General features: G+C 66.6%; 14 protein-coding genes. 5 read left to right on the top strand and 9 right to left on the bottom strand.

The genetic code is table 11. The annotated features are described in order from the left end of the window. Nucleotides 1–8: 8 nt before the first annotated feature. The 9 genes from BLV57_RS28625 to BLV57_RS28585 form a co-directional block, all read right to left on the bottom strand. Nucleotides 9–398, bottom strand: a complete 390-nt coding sequence (locus tag BLV57_RS28625; protein WP_378351619.1) for a cytidine deaminase — start codon at nt 396–398, stop codon at nt 9–11. Further along, nucleotides 398–1,651, bottom strand: coding sequence for an ABC transporter permease (locus BLV57_RS28620; protein WP_091293929.1), 1,254 nt, complete (start codon nt 1,649–1,651; stop codon nt 398–400). Before BLV57_RS28620 ends, BLV57_RS28625 begins: the two co-directional genes overlap by 1 nt. After that, complete coding sequence (locus tag BLV57_RS28615) at nt 1,648–2,766, bottom strand: ABC transporter permease (RefSeq protein ID WP_091293928.1); 1,119 nt, start codon at nt 2,764–2,766, stop codon at nt 1,648–1,650. Before BLV57_RS28615 ends, BLV57_RS28620 begins: the two co-directional genes overlap by 4 nt. Then, on the bottom strand, nt 2,766–4,319 hold the full coding sequence (locus BLV57_RS28610; protein ID WP_091293926.1) for an ABC transporter ATP-binding protein: 1,554 nt from the start codon (nt 4,317–4,319) through the stop codon (nt 2,766–2,768). The genes BLV57_RS28615 and BLV57_RS28610 overlap by 1 nt, the downstream gene beginning before the upstream one ends. Before the next feature lie 90 nt (nt 4,320–4,409). Beyond that, on the bottom strand, nt 4,410–5,471 hold the full coding sequence (locus BLV57_RS28605; protein WP_091293924.1) for a BMP family ABC transporter substrate-binding protein: 1,062 nt from the start codon (nt 5,469–5,471) through the stop codon (nt 4,410–4,412). Between the two features lie 248 nt (nt 5,472–5,719). Continuing rightward, on the bottom strand, nt 5,720–6,025 hold the full coding sequence (locus tag BLV57_RS28600; protein WP_143047166.1) for a hypothetical protein: 306 nt from the start codon (nt 6,023–6,025) through the stop codon (nt 5,720–5,722). A 249-nt stretch (nt 6,026–6,274) separates the two neighbouring features. After that, nucleotides 6,275–8,287 (bottom strand): NPCBM/NEW2 domain-containing protein, encoded by a 2,013-nt coding sequence (locus BLV57_RS28595; RefSeq protein ID WP_425426046.1) that lies wholly within the window; start codon nt 8,285–8,287, stop codon nt 6,275–6,277. An 11-nt stretch (nt 8,288–8,298) separates the two neighbouring features. Beyond that, nucleotides 8,299–9,057 (bottom strand): hypothetical protein, encoded by a 759-nt coding sequence (locus BLV57_RS28590; RefSeq protein WP_091293921.1) that lies wholly within the window; start codon nt 9,055–9,057, stop codon nt 8,299–8,301. Continuing rightward, entirely contained in the window at nt 9,054–11,894 is a 2,841-nt protein-coding gene (locus BLV57_RS28585) for a glycosyl hydrolase family 95 catalytic domain-containing protein (RefSeq protein ID WP_091293920.1), read from the bottom strand. The genes BLV57_RS28590 and BLV57_RS28585 overlap by 4 nt, the downstream gene beginning before the upstream one ends. A gap of 381 nt (nt 11,895–12,275) precedes the next feature. Here BLV57_RS28585 and sdhC point away from each other — a divergent pair, with 381 nt between their 5' ends. From sdhC to BLV57_RS28560, 5 genes are all read left to right on the top strand, one after another. Continuing rightward, nucleotides 12,276–12,719 carry a succinate dehydrogenase, cytochrome b556 subunit gene (sdhC, locus tag BLV57_RS28580; protein ID WP_091293918.1) on the top strand — a complete coding sequence of 148 codons (444 nt, stop codon included), beginning with the start codon at nt 12,276–12,278 and terminating at the stop codon, nt 12,717–12,719. Nucleotides 12,720–12,721: 2 nt separating this feature from the next. Beyond that, a complete protein-coding gene (locus BLV57_RS28575; protein ID WP_091293917.1) occupies nt 12,722–13,135 on the top strand; it encodes a succinate dehydrogenase hydrophobic membrane anchor subunit in 414 nt (137 codons plus the stop codon). Nucleotides 13,136–13,158: 23 nt separating this feature from the next. Next, nucleotides 13,159–14,913 carry a succinate dehydrogenase flavoprotein subunit gene (gene sdhA, locus BLV57_RS28570; RefSeq protein WP_091293915.1) on the top strand — a complete coding sequence of 585 codons (1,755 nt, stop codon included), beginning with the start codon at nt 13,159–13,161 and terminating at the stop codon, nt 14,911–14,913. After that, a complete protein-coding gene (locus tag BLV57_RS28565) occupies nt 14,913–15,680 on the top strand; it encodes a succinate dehydrogenase iron-sulfur subunit (RefSeq protein WP_091293913.1) in 768 nt (255 codons plus the stop codon). The genes sdhA and BLV57_RS28565 overlap by 1 nt, the downstream gene beginning before the upstream one ends. A gap of 144 nt (nt 15,681–15,824) precedes the next feature. After that, entirely contained in the window at nt 15,825–16,805 is a 981-nt protein-coding gene (locus BLV57_RS28560; RefSeq protein ID WP_245757553.1) for a hypothetical protein, read from the top strand. Nucleotides 16,806–17,114: the final 309 nt, after the last annotated feature.

Below are 17,114 nucleotides of genomic sequence, written 5' to 3'. Positions count from 1 at the left end.
GGAACACTCTAAGCGGGCAGGTGCTCCGGTCCAAAGGCGTCCGGAAGCACCGATGACATCGGCAAAATCCCGCTCGGAGTGTCCACAAGGCACTCCGGGCCACCGAGTTCGTACAGCACCTGGCGGCACCGTCCACACGGCATCAGCAGATCACCGGCGCCGCTGCGGCAGGCCACCGCGACCAGCCTGCCGCCACCGGACAGCCGCAGCTGCCCGGCCATCGTGCACTCGGCGCACAACCCGAGCCCGTACGACGCGTTCTCGACGTTGCAGCCCAGCACGAGCCGTCCGTCGTCCACGATCCCGGCGACACCGACGTGCAGGCCCGAGTAGGGCGCATACGCGCTCGCCGCCGCCTCGACGGCGCGAGTGCGCAGCGCGTCCCAATCGATGTTCATCAGCCCTCACCGCGGCGGAAGATCTGGCCGACGTACTTCGGAACCCGAAGTCGTTGCGCCGCAAGGGAAAGCACCAGCAGCGTCACCACGTACGGGGCGGCCGTGACCAGCTCCGGCGGCGCCTTGTCCGTCGTCGCGAACCACAGGATGAACGCGGCGCCGAGCACCACGGCCACCGAAGCGACCGCGAACCGCTTGGCGCGCAACTGGATGAACGCCAGCACGAGCAGCGCGAGGCCGAGCAGCAACAGCAGCGCGTGCACGGATTCCTCGCCACGCAACTGCATCGCGTCCGTGTAACCGAAGAGCCCGGCACCCGCGGCCAGGCCACCCGGCCGCCAGTTGCCGAAGATCATCGACGCGAGGCCGATGTAACCACGGCCACCGGTCTGGCCGTCGCGGAACTGCCCAGAGCTGACCGCGAGGATCGCGCCGCCGAGACCCGCGAACGCGCCGGACGCGATGATCGCCGAGTACTTGTACTTGATCACGTTGACGCCCAGCGACTCCGCCGCGTGCGGCGCCTCGCCGCAGGACCGCAGCCGCAGGCCGAACGGCGTCTTCCACAGCACGTACGCGGTGCCCACGAGCAGCAGCACGGCGAGGAGCGTCAGCAGCGAAAGCCCGGTGGTCAGCCCGCGCAGCAGACCGGCCACATCGGACACCAGGAACCAGTGCTTCTGCTCCAGGTCACCGAGCAGCGAGGACAACCCCGGGATGGACACCTTCTGGACATCGGCCACCGGCGGCGACTGCTTCTGCCCGCCACCCGGCGCCTTCGCGAAGTAGAGCTTCGCGAGAAACAACGTCAGGCCGGGAGCCACCAGCGTGATCGCCACACCGGAGATGATGTGGTCGACGCCGAAGGTCACGGTCGCGACCGCATGGATCAGCCCGCCGACCGCGCCGAGCGCGACGCCTGCCAGCACGCCGACCCACGGACCCCACTGGTAGCCGGCGAAACCGGCGCCCCAGGTGCCGAGCACCATCATGCCTTCGAGACCGATGTTGACCACACCGGCGCGCTCGGACCACAGCCCGCCGAGACCGGCGAGCGCGATCGGCACGGCGGCGGTCAGCGCCGCCGCGACCGTGCCGCTCGAGGTGAGGTCGTTCGCCCCGGTGAGCACCCGGACCAGCGACACCACCGCGAGCGCGGCGACCGCGAGGTACAGATAGATCATCGGCGACAGCCGCCGCTTCGCACCCGCGGGTGCGACCTCGACGCCCGCGCTCAGTCCACCGGCGCTCATGCCGACACCTCCGCCGCGGTCTTGGTCGTGCCGAGCGCGCGTCCGACGTCACGCTGTTCGAGCTTGAGCCGGTAGCGGCGCACGAGCTCGTAGGCGATGACCACCGAAAGCACGATGATCCCCTGCATGATCACCACGATCTCCTTGGGCACACCGGAAATGTCGAGCACGTTCGAGCTCTGGTCGAGCACGCCCCACAGGAACGCGGCGAACGCCATGCCCACCGGGTGGTTCCGGCCGAGCAGCGCGATCGCGATACCGGTGAAGCCCAGCCCCGCCGGGAAGTCCAGCGCGTACGAGTACGACGAGCCGAGCAGCTGCGGCATGCCGACCAGCCCGGCGATCGCGCCGGAGATCAGCATGCTCGCCAGCACCATCTTCTTGACGTTCACGCCGCTGGCGACCGCGGCGGACTCGGACAGGCCGGTCGCCTTCAGGTCGAAGCCGAACCGGGTCCGGTTGAGCATGAACCAGTAGAGGAACCCGACCAGCGCGGCCAGGATGATCAGGCCGAAGATCTTCGACGACGACCCGGTGTAGGCGAAGCCGGGCACGCGCCCGCCCTCGGTGATCGTCGCGGTGCCGATGTTGTTGCTCCCGGCCACCTTCACGGCCAGCCGGTCCGCGTTGAGCAGGTACGCCACGATCGCGGTGGAGATCGCGTTCAGCATGATGGTCGAGATGACCTCGCTGACGCCCCGCGTCACCTTGAGGAACCCGGCGATGCCCGCCCAGATCGCGCCGACCGCCATGGCGGCGATCAGGGTCAGCAGGATCCGCACGAACGACGGCATCCCGGACAGGAACGACGAGCCGGCGAACGCCGCCGCCAGCATGGCCGCGAGCCGGTACTGGCCGTCGACGCCGATGTTGAACAGCCGCATGCGGAAGCCGATGGCGACCGCGACCGCGGACAGGTAGTAGGTGGTCGCGCTGTTGATCGAGTTGACCAGCGTGCGCGGCCGCTGCACCGACTTGACCATCTGGTCGAGCACGTCGATCGGCGGGTGCCCGGTCCCGGCGAGGATCAGCGAGCACACCAGCAGCGCGAAGACCAGCGCCGCGACCGGCGCCGCCAGTCCCAGCGAGATCGAGCGGACTGAAAATCGTCCCATCAGGACACTCCCTCGCCCGCGCCGGTCATCGCGGAGCCGAGCTCCTCTGGCGTGACCGACTTCGGGTCGTATTCGGCGACGAGCTTGCCGCGCAGGATGACCGCGAGCCGGTCGGACATGCCGATCAGCTCGTCGAGGTCGGCGGAGATCATGAGCACCGCGAGGTGCTCGGCGCGGGCGCGGCGGATGTGCTCCCAGATGGCGGCCTGCGCGCCGACGTCCACCCCGCGTGTGGGGTGGGAGGCGAGCAGCAGCACCGGGTTCCCGCTCATCTCGCGGCCGATGATCAGTTTCTGCTGGTTGCCGCCGGACAGCGACGCGATGGCGACCTCGATGCCCGGCGTGCGCACGTCGTAGTCCTTGACGATGCGCTCGGTGTCCTCGCGCGCGCCCTTGCGGTCGAGCAGCAGCCCGCCCGCCTTGACGCTCGGCGCCTTCGTCTGGTGCCCGAGGATGCGGTTCTCCCAGAGCGTGCCCTCCAGCAGCAGGCCCTGGCGGTGCCGGTCCTCCGGCACGTACGCCATCCCGGCGTCGCGGCGGTCCCGAGTGGACTCCTTGGCGAGATCCTTGCCCTGCAAGGAAACCCGGCCGCCGGCGAGCGGGCGGATGCCCATCAGCGCCTCGACCAGCTCGGCCTGCCCGTTGCCCTCGACACCCGCGATGCCGAGCACCTCGCCCGCGTGGATGGTGAACGACATGTCCGACAGCACGGTCCGGCCGTCGGAGCCGGTCACGCTCAGTCCCGAAACCTCGAGCACCGGGGTGGTGGTCACGGTCGACTCGCGCAGCTCCGGCACCGGCAGCGCGCTGCCGACCATGAGCTCGGCGAGCTGACGCGCGGTGACCTCGCCCGGCTCGACACTCGCGACGGTAGTGCCGCGCCGGATGACCGTGATGTCGTCGGCGACCGAAAGCACCTCGTCGAGCTTGTGCGAGATGAACAGGATCGTCAGGCCTTCGGCCTTGAGATCGCGCAGATTGCCGAAGAGTTCGTCGACTTCCTGCGGCACGAGCACGGCGGTCGGCTCGTCCAGGATCAGGATGCGGGCGCCGCGGTAGAGCACTTTGAGGATCTCGACCCGCTGCCGCTCACCCACCCCGAGGTTGTCGACGAGACTGTCCGGGTCGACGCCGAGGCCGTAGCGCGCGGAGATCTCCTTGATCTTCGCGCGGGCGGCCTTGAAGTCCAGCGACATGCCGGTTTTGGGCTCGGTGCCGAGCACCACGTTTTCCAGTACGGTGAAATTGTCGGCCAGCATGAAGTGCTGGTGGACCATGCCGATCCCGGCGGCGATCGCGTCGGCCGGGTTGTGGAAGGTCACTTCGGCGCCGTCGATGGTGATGGTGCCCTCGTCGGGACGGTGCATCCCGTACAGGGTCTTCATCAGTGTCGACTTGCCCGCGCCGTTCTCACCGACGAGAGCATGCACTGTGCCGCCCCGCACGCCGACGTTGATGTCGGAGTTGGCGACGACGCCGGGGAACCGTTTGGTGATGCCCTTGAGTTCAACGGCGTAACTGGGGTGCCGTGGTGCGGCTGAATCCTCGCTGATCGTGCACGCTCCTCACGAACGGTGACGGGCCCGAAGCGGGTTAGCCGCTTCGGGCCCATCTGTACTACCAGATCTTAAAAGGCGGAGAAGTTACTTGGTCGCGGGGACCTTGATCTCGCCCGACGTGATCTTCGTCTTGTAGTCCTCGAGCTGGGTCTTGATGTCGTCGATCTTGCCGCCGCTCGTGGCGTACTCGACACCGCCCGCCTTCAGGTCGTAGACCTTGTTGCCCGCCTGGAACTTGCCGTCCTTGACCGACTTGATGAAGTCGTAGACGGCCAGGTCGACCTTCTTGATCATCGAGGTGATGATCACGTCCTTGACGTCGGCCAGCGCCGGCAGGTTGTACTGGTCGGAGTCGACGCCGATACCCAGCTTGTTCTTGGCCTTGGCGGCCTTGAAGACACCGCTGCCCGAGCCACCGGCCGCGGCGTAGACCACGTCGGCGCCCTGGTCGAACTGGCCGTTCGCGGCGGTCTCACCCTTGGCGGGGTCGTTGAAGCCGGTGAAGTCCGGCGGCTGGGTCAGGTACTTCGACTGCACGGTGATGCCCGGCTTGGCGGCCTTGGCACCGGCGGCGAAGCCGACCTCGAACTTCTGGATCAGCGGGGTGTTCACACCGCCGATGAAGCCCACGTTGCCGGTCTTGCTCTTCAGCGCCGCGGCGACGCCGACCAGGAACGAGCCCTCGTTCTCGGCGAAGGTCAGGTTCGCGATGTTCGCGCCGTCGTCCGTGCCGGGCGTGAAGTCGTCGACGATCGCGAACTTGACGTTCGGGTTGTCCTTGGCGACCTTGCCGACAGCGCCCTGGTAGGCGAAGCCGATCGCGATGATCGGGTTGTAGCCCTGCTCGGCCAGTGTGCGCAGCCGGTCTTCCTTCTGCGCGTCGGTCTCACCCGCCGCCGCTTCCAGCTCCTTGACCTCGATACCGGACTCGGCCTTGGCCTTGTCCAGGCCGCGCGCCGCCGAGTCGTTGAACGACTGGTCGCCGCGGCCACCGATGTCATAGGCCAGCCCGACCTTGACCGACGCCGGGGCGCCGCTGCCGTTGCCGGGCGCCGGCGTCGAGCCGCTGCCTGTGTCCGAACCGCTGCAAGCCGAGAGCGTCAGCAGACCGGCCATGGCCACCGCCGCCAGCGCGGTTCCACGCATGCGAAGCAAGGTGTGTCTCCCTCCCCGCCGTTTCAGCGGATGTTCGAGAACGAATCCGCGCAGGGATGCGCGGTTCGACTGGCGAACCGTACCCGCATGGTGGGAAGACGCCATAGGAAAGGCACGCTACGTAACCCAAATGTTTACTCACGCACCGCCCGAGCGACGAGCTGATCACATACCGTGACAATACTTACGGCTCCCGACCGATCGGTCAGGAGCCGTAAGAGGTAAACCGATCAGGGCAATTACCAGACGGCGATGATGGTCATATTACCGGCCAGATAACCGGAGCTGCGAATGACCGCCTGCTGACCGACGTTGACGACATTCGACGCCTGATCACTGCAGCTGCCCGGGCCGCAGGCCTTCATCACGATGTAGTACTTCGGCCGGTTGTTCACGTAGTTGCACGTGGTCCACGCGGAGTGCCCGTCACCCGCGATGCCGGTGTTGTAGCACACGGCATCGGCATGTGCGGCGCCCGCACCGAAAACCATTATCCCCAGAAATGCGGCCATCGAAGCGAAAACAGATACAATTTTCTTCCCCATGCGGCGACGGTATCCGGTTTCCCCTTTACGCAGTACCCGGCAATCGGGTGGCTTCGCCCGCGCCGTCGCAGCCACCGACCGGACCGACGACTGTGTAGCACCGGTCACACACCGTGCGATCAGCGATGCTCCCTCCTCGCCGAGACCCCCGGCGACCGGCTGCCCCCACTAGCCCGAAAGTGACTTTCGTCAGGTCTCATCTGACGAAAGCCACTTTCGGGGTAAAGCGACGTAGGGCCTGGTCAGGGACTACTGGCAGGTGAACCGCGCGCCCGCCCAGTCGCCCCGGTCGTAGGAGTTGCCGTCGCCACCGTCGGTGACCACGAGCTTCACGTACTGGGCGCCGGTGATGTCCGCTGTCAAGTGTGACGCCGGGTCCAGATAGGTCAGCAGCCCGGAACCGGCCGTCTTCTTGCCGTCGGAATAGACCTCGAAGGTCGCCGAGCCGCGCAGGTTCGCCGGTTCCTTCTCGTCGTCGATGCCGACGTCGGTGCTGAACGCCGTGCAGCGGCCGCCGGTGTAGAAGACCAGCTCACTCGGCGCGTGCGCGCCCAGGCCCTTGGCGTAGCGGACGCCGTTGATGGTCAGCGGCTTGCCGTCCTTGTCGGGGATGCCGCCGTTGGACATGTCACGCTCGATGTTGCCGTAGCCGTTCTTCTCGGCGTACCAGCGCAAATCACTCGCGTAGGCCGCCCCGGCCGGCGGTGCCGCGGGCACGGTCACCGGGGAGTCACCGGACTGCTCGATCCGGCCGAAGCCCAGCGTGTCGTACCGCGTCTCGCTGTGCAGCGCCGTCACCGTGCCCTCGGAACCGGCTGGTGGCGTGATCCGCCAACGTCCGGTCGCCGACTCGTCGGCGCCGAGTATCCACTTGCGAGGACGCGAGAGCTGCTCGATCTTCCAGCCCGCGGGCGCGGTCAGCGAGACCTTGGGCGCGAAGATCGGGAGACGGGCGTGGTTGGTGACCGAAACCGTGGCTTCGAACGGCTTCCCTGCCGGGACGAGGTCGCCGGGCACGCCACTGACCGTGGCGGCGAACTCGAGACCCGCGCCGACCAGCGGCTCGTGGCGCGGCCAGTCCCCGCCCGCCTTGATGCGGAACATCGCGGTGCCGTGCGGCGGCACGAGCGCGGAGATCTGCCCGGCGCTCTGATACGTCTTGTGCTTCCACAGGTCACGCACGCTGTAGCCGGGCGACCGCGGCAGGCCGAGCGCGGCGACGTTGGTCCCGATGGTCGCGCTGGTGGTGTTCTCGTTGAACAACGCCACCGCCACGTCACCGTTGGCCAGCGGCTTCGCGAAGACCCAGTGACCGTCCTTTTGGGACAGCACGGCGCCCTGGACGCCCTTCGCGTCCTGGTCGATCGCGATCACCTCTTGGTTCAGCAGTACCTCGAAGTTCTCCTTGCTCACCTTGCGCAGATCGGAGCCGATCAGCAGCGGCGCCGCCATGATCGACCACAGCGACATGTGCGACTCGTACTCCACAGTGGACATGCCGCCGTTGCCGATCTCCAGCATGTCGGGGTCGTTCCAGTGCCCCGGCCCGCCGTACGGCGCGAGCGGCGCGTTCTTCTTGACGATGTTGAGCATCGAGGACCAGTTGTCCTTGATGTCACCGGTCGTGCGCCACAGGTGGCCGACGTCCTTGCCCCATTCCCACGGCTTGTTGTCGCCCCACTCGCACAGCGAGTAGACGATCTGGCGCCCGGTCTTCTTGAGCGCGTCACGCATCTTCGTGTAGCGCTCCAGCGCCGGACGGCCCTGGTTGTTGCAGTTGTCGTACTTGAGGTAGTCGACACCCCAGTCCGCAAACGTTTGCGCGTCGACGTCCTCGTGGTCGAGCCCACCCGGCATGGTCTTCGCGCAGGTGACCGTGCCCGCGCTGGTGTAGATGCCGAACTTGAGGCCCTTCGAGTGGATGTAGTCGCCCAGCGCCTTCATGCCGCTGGGGAAGGTGAGCTTGTTGCCCTCCAGCTTGCCCTCGGCGTTGCGCTGCGGCTCGGCCCAGCAGTCGTCCACGTTGACGTACTGGTAGCCCGCGGCCTTCAGTCCTTTGTCGACGAAGATGTCCGCCATGTCGCGGATCATCTTCTCGTCGATCTTGCAGCCGGTGGTGTTCCAGTTGTTGAACCCCATCGGCGGGGTCAGCGCGAGCCCGTCCGGCAGTGCCTCCGCCACCGGCGCCGCGAGCACGGGAACGGTGAACACCATCGCCGCCGCGGACACGGCGGCACCGAATCTCTTCGCCAGTCTCTTCAAGTTCGCCACCCTTAAACGAGTTGGTAACTCTGGTAGTTGCGGATGAGCTGGTAGCAGTTCTTCAGTCCGGAGCTCTTGATGCTGCGATAGACGCCCCACTTGGGCTTGAGATAGTTCTTGTCACGCCACAGGTCCGCATTCTTCCTGCTGTCGTGGACCACGGTCGAGCCGTTCTTGATCTGCACCCGCAGGTAACCGGAATGCGACGCCTTCAGCTCGAACAGCACGTCGATCCACTTGTTCTGCAACGGCGCGTAGTCCGCGAGATCGCGGCCGCCGCCCGAGTCGCCGTCGATGGTCAGCACGCCGCCCTTGGGCCCCTTCGCACGCGGGGTCAGCGTGAACAGCGGCGGGCCGACGTCGGAGACCTTCATCTGCGCGATGTGCGTGAACGAAGTCGTCGCCGTCAGCTCCGACGGCCAGAACGCCTGGTACTGGATGCGCCAGGTGGTGTCCTTCAGGATCGGGTACGTCTTGCCGTCACCCCGCATGCCCTTGCACTCGTTGCGCTGGCGGTCGGAGCCATCGCGGTCCTGGGTGTGCATGTCGAAACGCCAGTGATCGCCTTCGGTGTAGATGTGCTTGACGCCCGGGTGCGAGTGCGAGCGGTCATCCTCCAGGCCCTCGAAGGCGTTCAGCCCGTCCTTCGCCGGCGTGGGACTCCAGCGCAACTGCCAGCTCGCCGCCTGTGCCGGCGAGACACCCAATGCCAGCGCGCCGAGTGCGCCCGCCCCCAATGTAAGCGCTTTCCTACGGTCGAAACCTGTCATGACTTCCCCTTCTCCAGGGTGACCGCGAACAGATGCGGCCGTGGTGTGGTGGCGGCGGGGAGTGCGATCGACGCGATCTCGCGCGCCGGGTCGAGCGGGATCTTCTGGTGGAAGATCGCGAGCTTGACGTTCTGGATGCCCGTCTTGGCGTGCATCAGATTGGTGGTGACGGCTTCGCTCTCGCCGAACGCGGCGGCACTGCGCCAAGCGGTGAGCCGCAGCGGGATTTCGACCACACCGTCTACATAGGTCACCGTGATCTTGCCGTTGCTATTGGCGGTGTCGGCGGCGCCGAGCACGTGCAACGTCGTGTATTTCCCTTGCGGCACCGGGATCGTGGCAGCGCCGACGACGTTGTTGGGCGTGCCCTCGCTGCCGTTGACGAACAGGAACGGCACACCGTCGTCGGTGACCTGTCCGGTCTGCGGCAGCTGGGCCGCCGGGTAGGTGTTGCCGGAGCCGTCGAAGTCACCGTCACCGAGGTAGAACTCACTGGTAACGCCGTCCGAGTTGACCACAGTGGACAGATCGACCGGCACCAGCTGACCGCCGGGCGCCAGCGCGGGCAGGCCCCACGGCTGCGACGGCTCACTGATCGGCACCGGCGCGATGGTCGTGTCAGGCCGGTGTCCACGCGCGTGCACGAGCGCCTCGCCACCACGCGGGAGTTCGATTTCGACCATACCGTCGGGAAGTTGCTTCCACCGGCGCGCACCGCGGACCTCCAGCGCGCCAACGATGCCGGTCCGCAGCTTGAGAGGCTGCCCGGCGAGACTGCGCACCCGCACGAACGTCGTCACGCCCGCCTTGCGCACGGCGCTCACGAGGAAAGCGCCCTGCGTGCGGAAATCGTGCAGGGTGAGGTCCCGCCAGGCAGCCGGCACCGCGGGAAAGATCCGGATGGTGTCGCCCCAGCTCTGGCACAGCATGTCGTGCACGGACTGCGCGGCCGAGAGCGGCGTCTCGATGACGGGCCCTGCCTCGTAGTACATCGTGTTGGGCTGGGCGAACCGCGCGACGAACTCGCGCAGATGCTTCAGCGCGTCGTCTCCCCTGCCCAGCGCCGCCGACAGTGAGGACGCGCCCGTGAAGCTGAAGCCGCGCAGCGCGCCCTCGAAGCTGATCCAGTGCGCCAGCGACTTCGCGATCAGGCCGGCCTCGGCCGGACTGTCCACATTGATCAGATACAGCGGATACGCGGCCAATATGTGCGAGTAGTGCCGGTGCGACTTGGCGAACGGGACGCCGGTGCCGACCATCAGGCCGTGCTCGTCGACCGGGTAGTCGACGAGCTTGTCGAGCACCTCGCGCCACTTCGGGGCGAGCAGGTCGGTGATGCCCAGCGTCTTGGCCGAGTCGAGCAGCGTCTGGCAGCTCCAGCGGATCAGCGCGAGGTCGTAGTTGCAGTCCGGCGCGCGGCCGTACTCCGGCGAGAACGTCGGCGGCAGGTGCAGGCGGCCGTCCGCGCCGGGCGCGAGGAAGTGCAGGTAGTAGTTCATCGCCTTGCGCAGCACGGGGAACACGACGTCGCGCAGGATCGAGACGTCCATCGTGTGCCGATAAGACAGCCAGGCGTTGTGCAGCAGCCAGGGCAGGTCGCCGATCTCGGCGTCGGAGTTCGGGTTCGGCACGCCGACGTACCCGGCGTCGGCGAACCGCGCGTCGGCGCTGCGGCGCAGGCCCATCGAATCGGCGCGGTACTCGGGCCGCAGGCCGTCGATCAGCGTCTGCTGGTTCTCGCGGATCGAGCGCGGGATCGGGTCGAGTTCGAGGTGGTTGGACCCGTGCACCGGCCAGTATTCGAGCTGAGCGTTGAGGTTGTACCAAACGGACGGCCACGGCGTCGGCTCCAGCCATGGCCCGGTGGTGGCCATGATCGGCGCCTCGGCGCGCGCGGCGGACGCCAGCTTGTACAGCTGGATCCAGTAGAAGCTCTGCAGCTTCGCGTCCGGAAGCGAAAGGAAGCTCTTGCGGTAGAACGCGTGCCACCAGTTCCGGTGGCCGGGACGCAGTGCGTCCACACCGGACGACCAGCGCACCGCGTCGCGCACCCGCGCTTCCGCCTCGGTGCCCGGAAAGCTGTGCGCGGTGGAAAGCAGCAGCTCACGGCCGCGCGCGGAGCGTCTGATCCGGTACGCGGTCGCCGTCTGGCCGCCCGCGAACAGCGGCTGCGTGACGAAGTTCAGCTCGCCCTCGGCATGCGTGATCCACGCGGGGTTCGGCTCGAACCCCGCGGGCGGGTTCTCCCTGATGATGCGCGGGCTGACCGCTGGAAGCGGCACGAAGGTCAGTTCGAACGCGCGCTCCCCCGCGCTCGGCCTGACCTCGATGGCGAGCACGTCCTTCTGGCCGTGCACGAACGCGCGGACGTCGAGCGTCCCCTTGTCGGTGGTCACCCGACCGGTCAATTCCGCGTTCCAGAGATCGAGCCGGAGGTCGGCGCCCGTGATCGTGCCCACCGGCTTGAGCAGCACTTTCCCGATCGGGAGCCGGGCGACACCCCACTCGTTGCCGTTCGCGGGCCGGTGGTCCTGCGATTCGCTGTGGTCGACGGTGAACTTCACCGCGTTCAGCTCGCGGTAGACCTGCGCGCCGACGAAGCCGTTGCCCAGGAAGGGGCCCTCGTACCAAGTGCGCGGCATGCGCTGCCAAACCGGGTCCTGACCGGCGAGAAAACGTTCCCACTCCCGGTCGGTGCTCATGTGGCTGTCCACAAAGCACTCCGCGGCGGCTTCGACCTCGGCGTTCGCCGTGGCGGGCAGCGCGGTCAGCGCGATCCCGGCGAGCGCACCGCCGAGCAGCTCGCGTCGAGGGAACCCATCGTGCTGCTCGGGCATCGGTCACTCCATCGTGAACTCAAGCCGATAGATCGGATGACTAACAAGACCAAAACGTATGATATCTCGCACAATCAGTCAATAACCAACAACATCCAACAGCCCATTTGGCCGAATGTCCGTTTTTCGGGGCATCTTCGCAGCACTGAGCGCTACACGCACACAGGTGCACGACACGGTAAAGGTCTGATGTTCGATGGCTCAAGGCCCGTTCGTCGGCGTTCTCGGCCACCCGGACCTGACGCGGGCGCTGTCTCGTCCATCACAGAGAGGAACCCGAGGTTGAGCCGGTCGGACACTGCGGGTCTAGCATCCGTTTATCCATAAAAGCTCGATGTCATCGCTTCGGGCTCAAGCCATGACGTTGGAGGCCGTTCACCGATGTCCACCACGGCTAGCACCGCCACGGAGGCGGGCGCGAGCGATCGGGCGGGTGCCTCACGCCGTAAAGGAACCTTCTACCGGGGCGACCCCGGTATGTGGTCCTGGGTGCTGCACCGCATCACCGGCGTGCTCACGTTCTTCTTCCTGTTCGTGCACGTGCTCGACACCGCGCTGGTGCGCGTGTCGCCGAACACCTACGACCAGGTCATCGAGACCTACAAGACCCCGATCGTCAACCTCCTCGAGGTGGGCCTCGTCGGCGCGGTGCTCTACCACGCGCTGAACGGCATCAGGGTCATGCTGGTCGACTTCTGGGAAAAGGGCCCGAAGTACCAGAAGCCCATGCTGTGGACCATCGCCGTGATCTGGGTCGCGGTCATGCTGCCCGGCGCGTTCTTCATGTTGAAGCGCACCGTCGAGACGCTCTTCGGGGGTAACTGATCATGGCCGACCTCGCACTCGCGAAGCCGCGCGCCCCGAAGCGCCCGAACGCGCGCCGCAGCAACTTCGAGCTCTACAGCTGGCTGTTCATGCGCATCTCCGGTCTCGCGCTGATCATCCTGGTGCTCGGCCACCTGCTGATCATGAACATCCTCGACGGCGGCGTGCACCGGATCAACTGGGGCTTCGTCGCCGGGCGCTGGGCGTCCCCGTTCTGGCAGTTCTGGGACCTGTCGATGCTCTGGCTCGCCGAGATCCACGGTGGCAACGGCCTCCGCACGATCATCGACGACTACGCCCGCAAGGACAGCACCCGGTTCTGGCTGAAGATCGTGCTCTACGTCTCGATGGCGCTCATCCTGGCCGTCGGCACCATGGTGATCTTCACGTTCGACCCGAACATCCCGGCCAGCTGACCCACCACCACGGAGCAATTGACATGCAGTTCCACAAGTACGACGTGGTGATCGTCGGCGCCGGTGGCGCCGGGATGCGCGCGGCCATCGAGTCCGGCCAGCGCGCCCGCACCGCGGTTCTCACCAAGCTCTACCCGACGCGGTCGCACACCGGTGCGGCGCAGGGCGGCATGTGCGCCGCGCTCGCGAACGTCGAAGAGGACAACTGGGAGTGGCACACCTTCGACACGATCAAGGGTGGCGACTACCTGGTCGACCAGGACGCCGCCGAGATCATGGCGAAAGAGGCCATCGACGCGGTGCTCGACCTCGAGAAGATGGGCCTGCCGTTCAACCGCACGCCCGAGGGCAAGATCGACCAGCGCCGCTTCGGCGGCCACACCCGTGACCACGGCAAGGCCGCGGTCCGTCGCGCCTGCTACGCCGCGGACCGCACCGGGCACATGATCCTCCAGACGCTGTACCAGAACTGCGTCAAGCACGGCACCGAGTTCTTCAACGAGTTCTACGTGCTCGACCTGGTGCTGACCCCGGACGAGAACGGCGACCCGATCGCGTCGGGCGTCGTCGCCTACGAGCTGGCGACCGGCGAACTGCACATCTTCCAGGCCAAGTCGATCGTGTTCGCGACCGGCGGCGCGGGCAAGATCTTCAAGACGACGTCGAACGCGCACACCCTCACCGGTGACGGCCTCGGCATCATCTTCCGCAAGGGCCTCCCGCTGGAGGACATGGAGTTCTTCCAGTTCCACCCGACCGGCCTCGCGGGCCTGGGCATCCTGATCTCCGAAGCCGTCCGCGGCGAGGGCGGGATCCTGCGCAACGCCTCCGGCGAGCGGTTCATGGAGCGCTACGCGCCGACCATCAAGGACCTCGCGCCGCGTGACATCGTGGCGCGGTCGATGGTGCAGGAAGTGCTGCAGGGCCGCGGTTGCGGCCCGAACAAGGACTACGTGGTGCTGGATGTCACGCACATCCCCGAGGAGACGCTGAACGCGAAGCTCCCGGACATCATGGAGTTCTCCCGGACCTACCTGGGCGTCGACCCGGTCAAGGAGCCCGTGCCGGTGTTCCCGACCTGTCACTACGTGATGGGCGGCATCCCGACCAACGTCCACGGCGAAGCCTTGCGCGACAACGAACACGTCATCCCCGGCCTGTTCGCCGCGGGCGAGGTCGCCTGTGTTTCGGTGCACGGCTCCAACCGCCTCGGCACCAACTCGCTGCTCGACATCAACGTGTTCGGCCGCCGCGCCGGCATCGCGGCCGCCGAGTACGCGCTGGCGCACGACTTCGTCGAGCTGCCGGAGAACCCGGCCGTCGTCGTCGAAGAGCAGCTGGCCCTGCTGCTGAGCGAGCACGGCGAGGAGCGGGTGGCCGACATCCGCACCGAGCTCCAGCGCACGATGGACTCGCACGCTTCGGTGTACCGCACCGAGGAGACGCTCAAGCAGGCACTCACCGACGTGCAGGCCCTGAAGCAGCGCTACTCGCGCATCACGGTGGCGGACAAGGGAAAGCGGTACAACACCGACCTTCTCGAGGCCGCCGAGCTCGGCTTCCTCCTGGAGCTGGCCGAGGTACTGGTCGTCGGCGCGCTGGCGCGCAAGGAGTCCCGCGGCGGCCACGCCCGCGAGGACTACCCGAACCGCGACGACACGAACTTCATGCGCCACACCATGGCCTACAAGCAGGGCGAGGGCCTCTCCGCCGACATCCGGCTCGACTACAAGCCGGTCACCTTCACCCGGTACGAACCGATGGAGCGTAAGTACTGATGACCACGGCAACCGAAGCTCCCGCGTCGTCCGAGACCGACCACACCCCGATCACGGTCACGCTGAAGATCCTCAGGTTCAACCCGGAGATCGACGAAGAGCCCCACTGGGAGTCCTACGACGTCCCCGCGCAGCGCACCGACCGGCTGCTCAACCTGCTCTTCTACGTCAAGGACTACATCGACGGCACGTTCTCGTTCCGCCGGTCCTGCGCCCACGGCGTGTGCGGCTCCGACGCGATGCAGATCAACGGCATCAACCGCCTGGCGTGCAAGGTCCTCATGAAGGACCTGCTCTCCAAGGACGGCAAGCAGACGGTCATCACCATCGCCCCGATCAAGGGCCTGACGACGTTGAAGGACCTCTACGTCGACATGGACCCGTTCTTCGAGGCGTATCGGTCGGTCAAGCCGTACCTCATCGCCTACGGCAACGAGCCCACCCGCGAGCGCATCCAGTCCCAGGCCGACCGCGACCGCTTCGACGACACCACCAAGTGCATCCTCTGCGCCTGCTGCACCTCGTCCTGCCCGGTCTACTGGAACGACGGCTCGTACTTCGGCCCGGCGGCGATCGTCAACGCCCACCGCTTCATCTTCGACTCCCGCGACGAGGGCGCCGAAGAGCGGCTGGACATCCTGAACGACTCCGAGGGTGTGTGGCGCTGCCGCACCACCTTCAACTGCACGGACGCCTGCCCCCGTGGAATCCAGGTCACCAAGGCAATTCAGGAAGTGAAGCGCGCCCTGCTTTTCAAGCGCGTCTGACGTTTTTCGCGAAGGGCCCCTTCGGCAAGCCTAGCTTGTCGAAGGGGCCTTTTCGTGTTTTCGGGCGGGGTTATCCACAGGGTCATTGGAAAAGGCGAGTTATCCACAGGTTGCCCTGAAGGGGGTGGTGGATCGGCGTTCGTCATGGTCACGATGGTGGGCATGACCAATAGGGGGAGATGGGAAGGCCATCCTGAACTACTTCGAGAACGCAGCAGACTCGGCGTGGTCAGGGCCGCCGACCTCGAAGAAGCCGGAATCCACAGCTCGACGATTTACGACAGGTGCCTGCCCGGCGGGCCATGGCAAATACTGCTGCCAGGAATCATTCTCCGGCACAACGGCAAACCAACCCAAGACCAGCGCGCGACCGGTGCCCTGCTCTACACGGGACCGGATGCCATGCTCACCGGAGTGGAGGCCTGCCGCCGTCACGGTCTCAGCCCGGACGAGTTACCCGACGACATGGGTATTCACGTGCTCAATCCGCACGAAATCAAGGTCAGAAGCGTCGACTATCTCACCGTCGAACGAACTCGCCGAGCACCGACCCCGATCGTTCGCAACAAACTGCTGCTTTCACCGCTGGTCCGCGCGACCACGGACGCGGTTCGCGGCCTCCGTTCGGTCGACCCAATCCAAAAGCTCCTGATCGAAGCCATTCAGCGAGGCCGTTGCGCACCCGAGGCGCTTTTGGCCGAACTCGACATCGGAACCACGCGCGGTACGGCGATTCCTCGCCGCCTGCTCAAGGAATGGGCGAACATCCGGTCTATCGCCGAAGCCCGAGCCAAGGCACTGAGCCACCGGCTTCCCGTCCCGCCGAGCCATTGGAACGTCCCATTGCACAGCCAAGCGGGCCACTACGTCGGCTGCCCGGACGCTTGGTGGGACGACATCGGACTGGCCTGGGAAATCGATTCGTTCGAGTTCCATTTCTACCGTGAGGGTTACGCACGAACCCTCACCCGGAACAACCGCTATGCCGCGGCTGGGATCACCGTCGTGCAGACAGTGCCGAGCAGACTCGGGACGGACCCGGCCGGAGTGCTCGCCGAACTGAAAGCCGCCTACGCCGTCGCCGCTTCCCGGGTACGGCCGGACGTTCGCCTCGGGGCGGCCTGAGCTCTGGGTGAGGGCCTCCCCCACCCAGTCGCTCCGGGTGAGGGAGGCCCTCACCCAGATAGTCGGGTCAGGGCTCCCCTCACCCAACTCACTCGAGTCAGGGAGGCCCTCACCCAGATAGTCGGGTCAGGGCTCCCCTCACCCGACCCACCCGAGTCAGGGAGGCCCTCACCCACATAGCCGAGTCAGGGCCTCCCTCACCCGACCCACCCGAGTCAGGGAGGCCCTCACCCACATAGCCGAGTCAGGGCCTCCTTCACCCGACCCACCCGAGTCAGGGAGGCCCTCACCCACATAGCCGAGTCAGGG

The sequence above is a fragment of the Amycolatopsis xylanica genome (assembly GCF_900107045.1).
Taxonomy (GTDB): domain Bacteria; phylum Actinomycetota; class Actinomycetes; order Mycobacteriales; family Pseudonocardiaceae; genus Amycolatopsis; species Amycolatopsis xylanica.
Note: the sequence above shows the minus strand (reverse complement) of the source record. Positions and strands in the feature narration are given on the sequence as shown.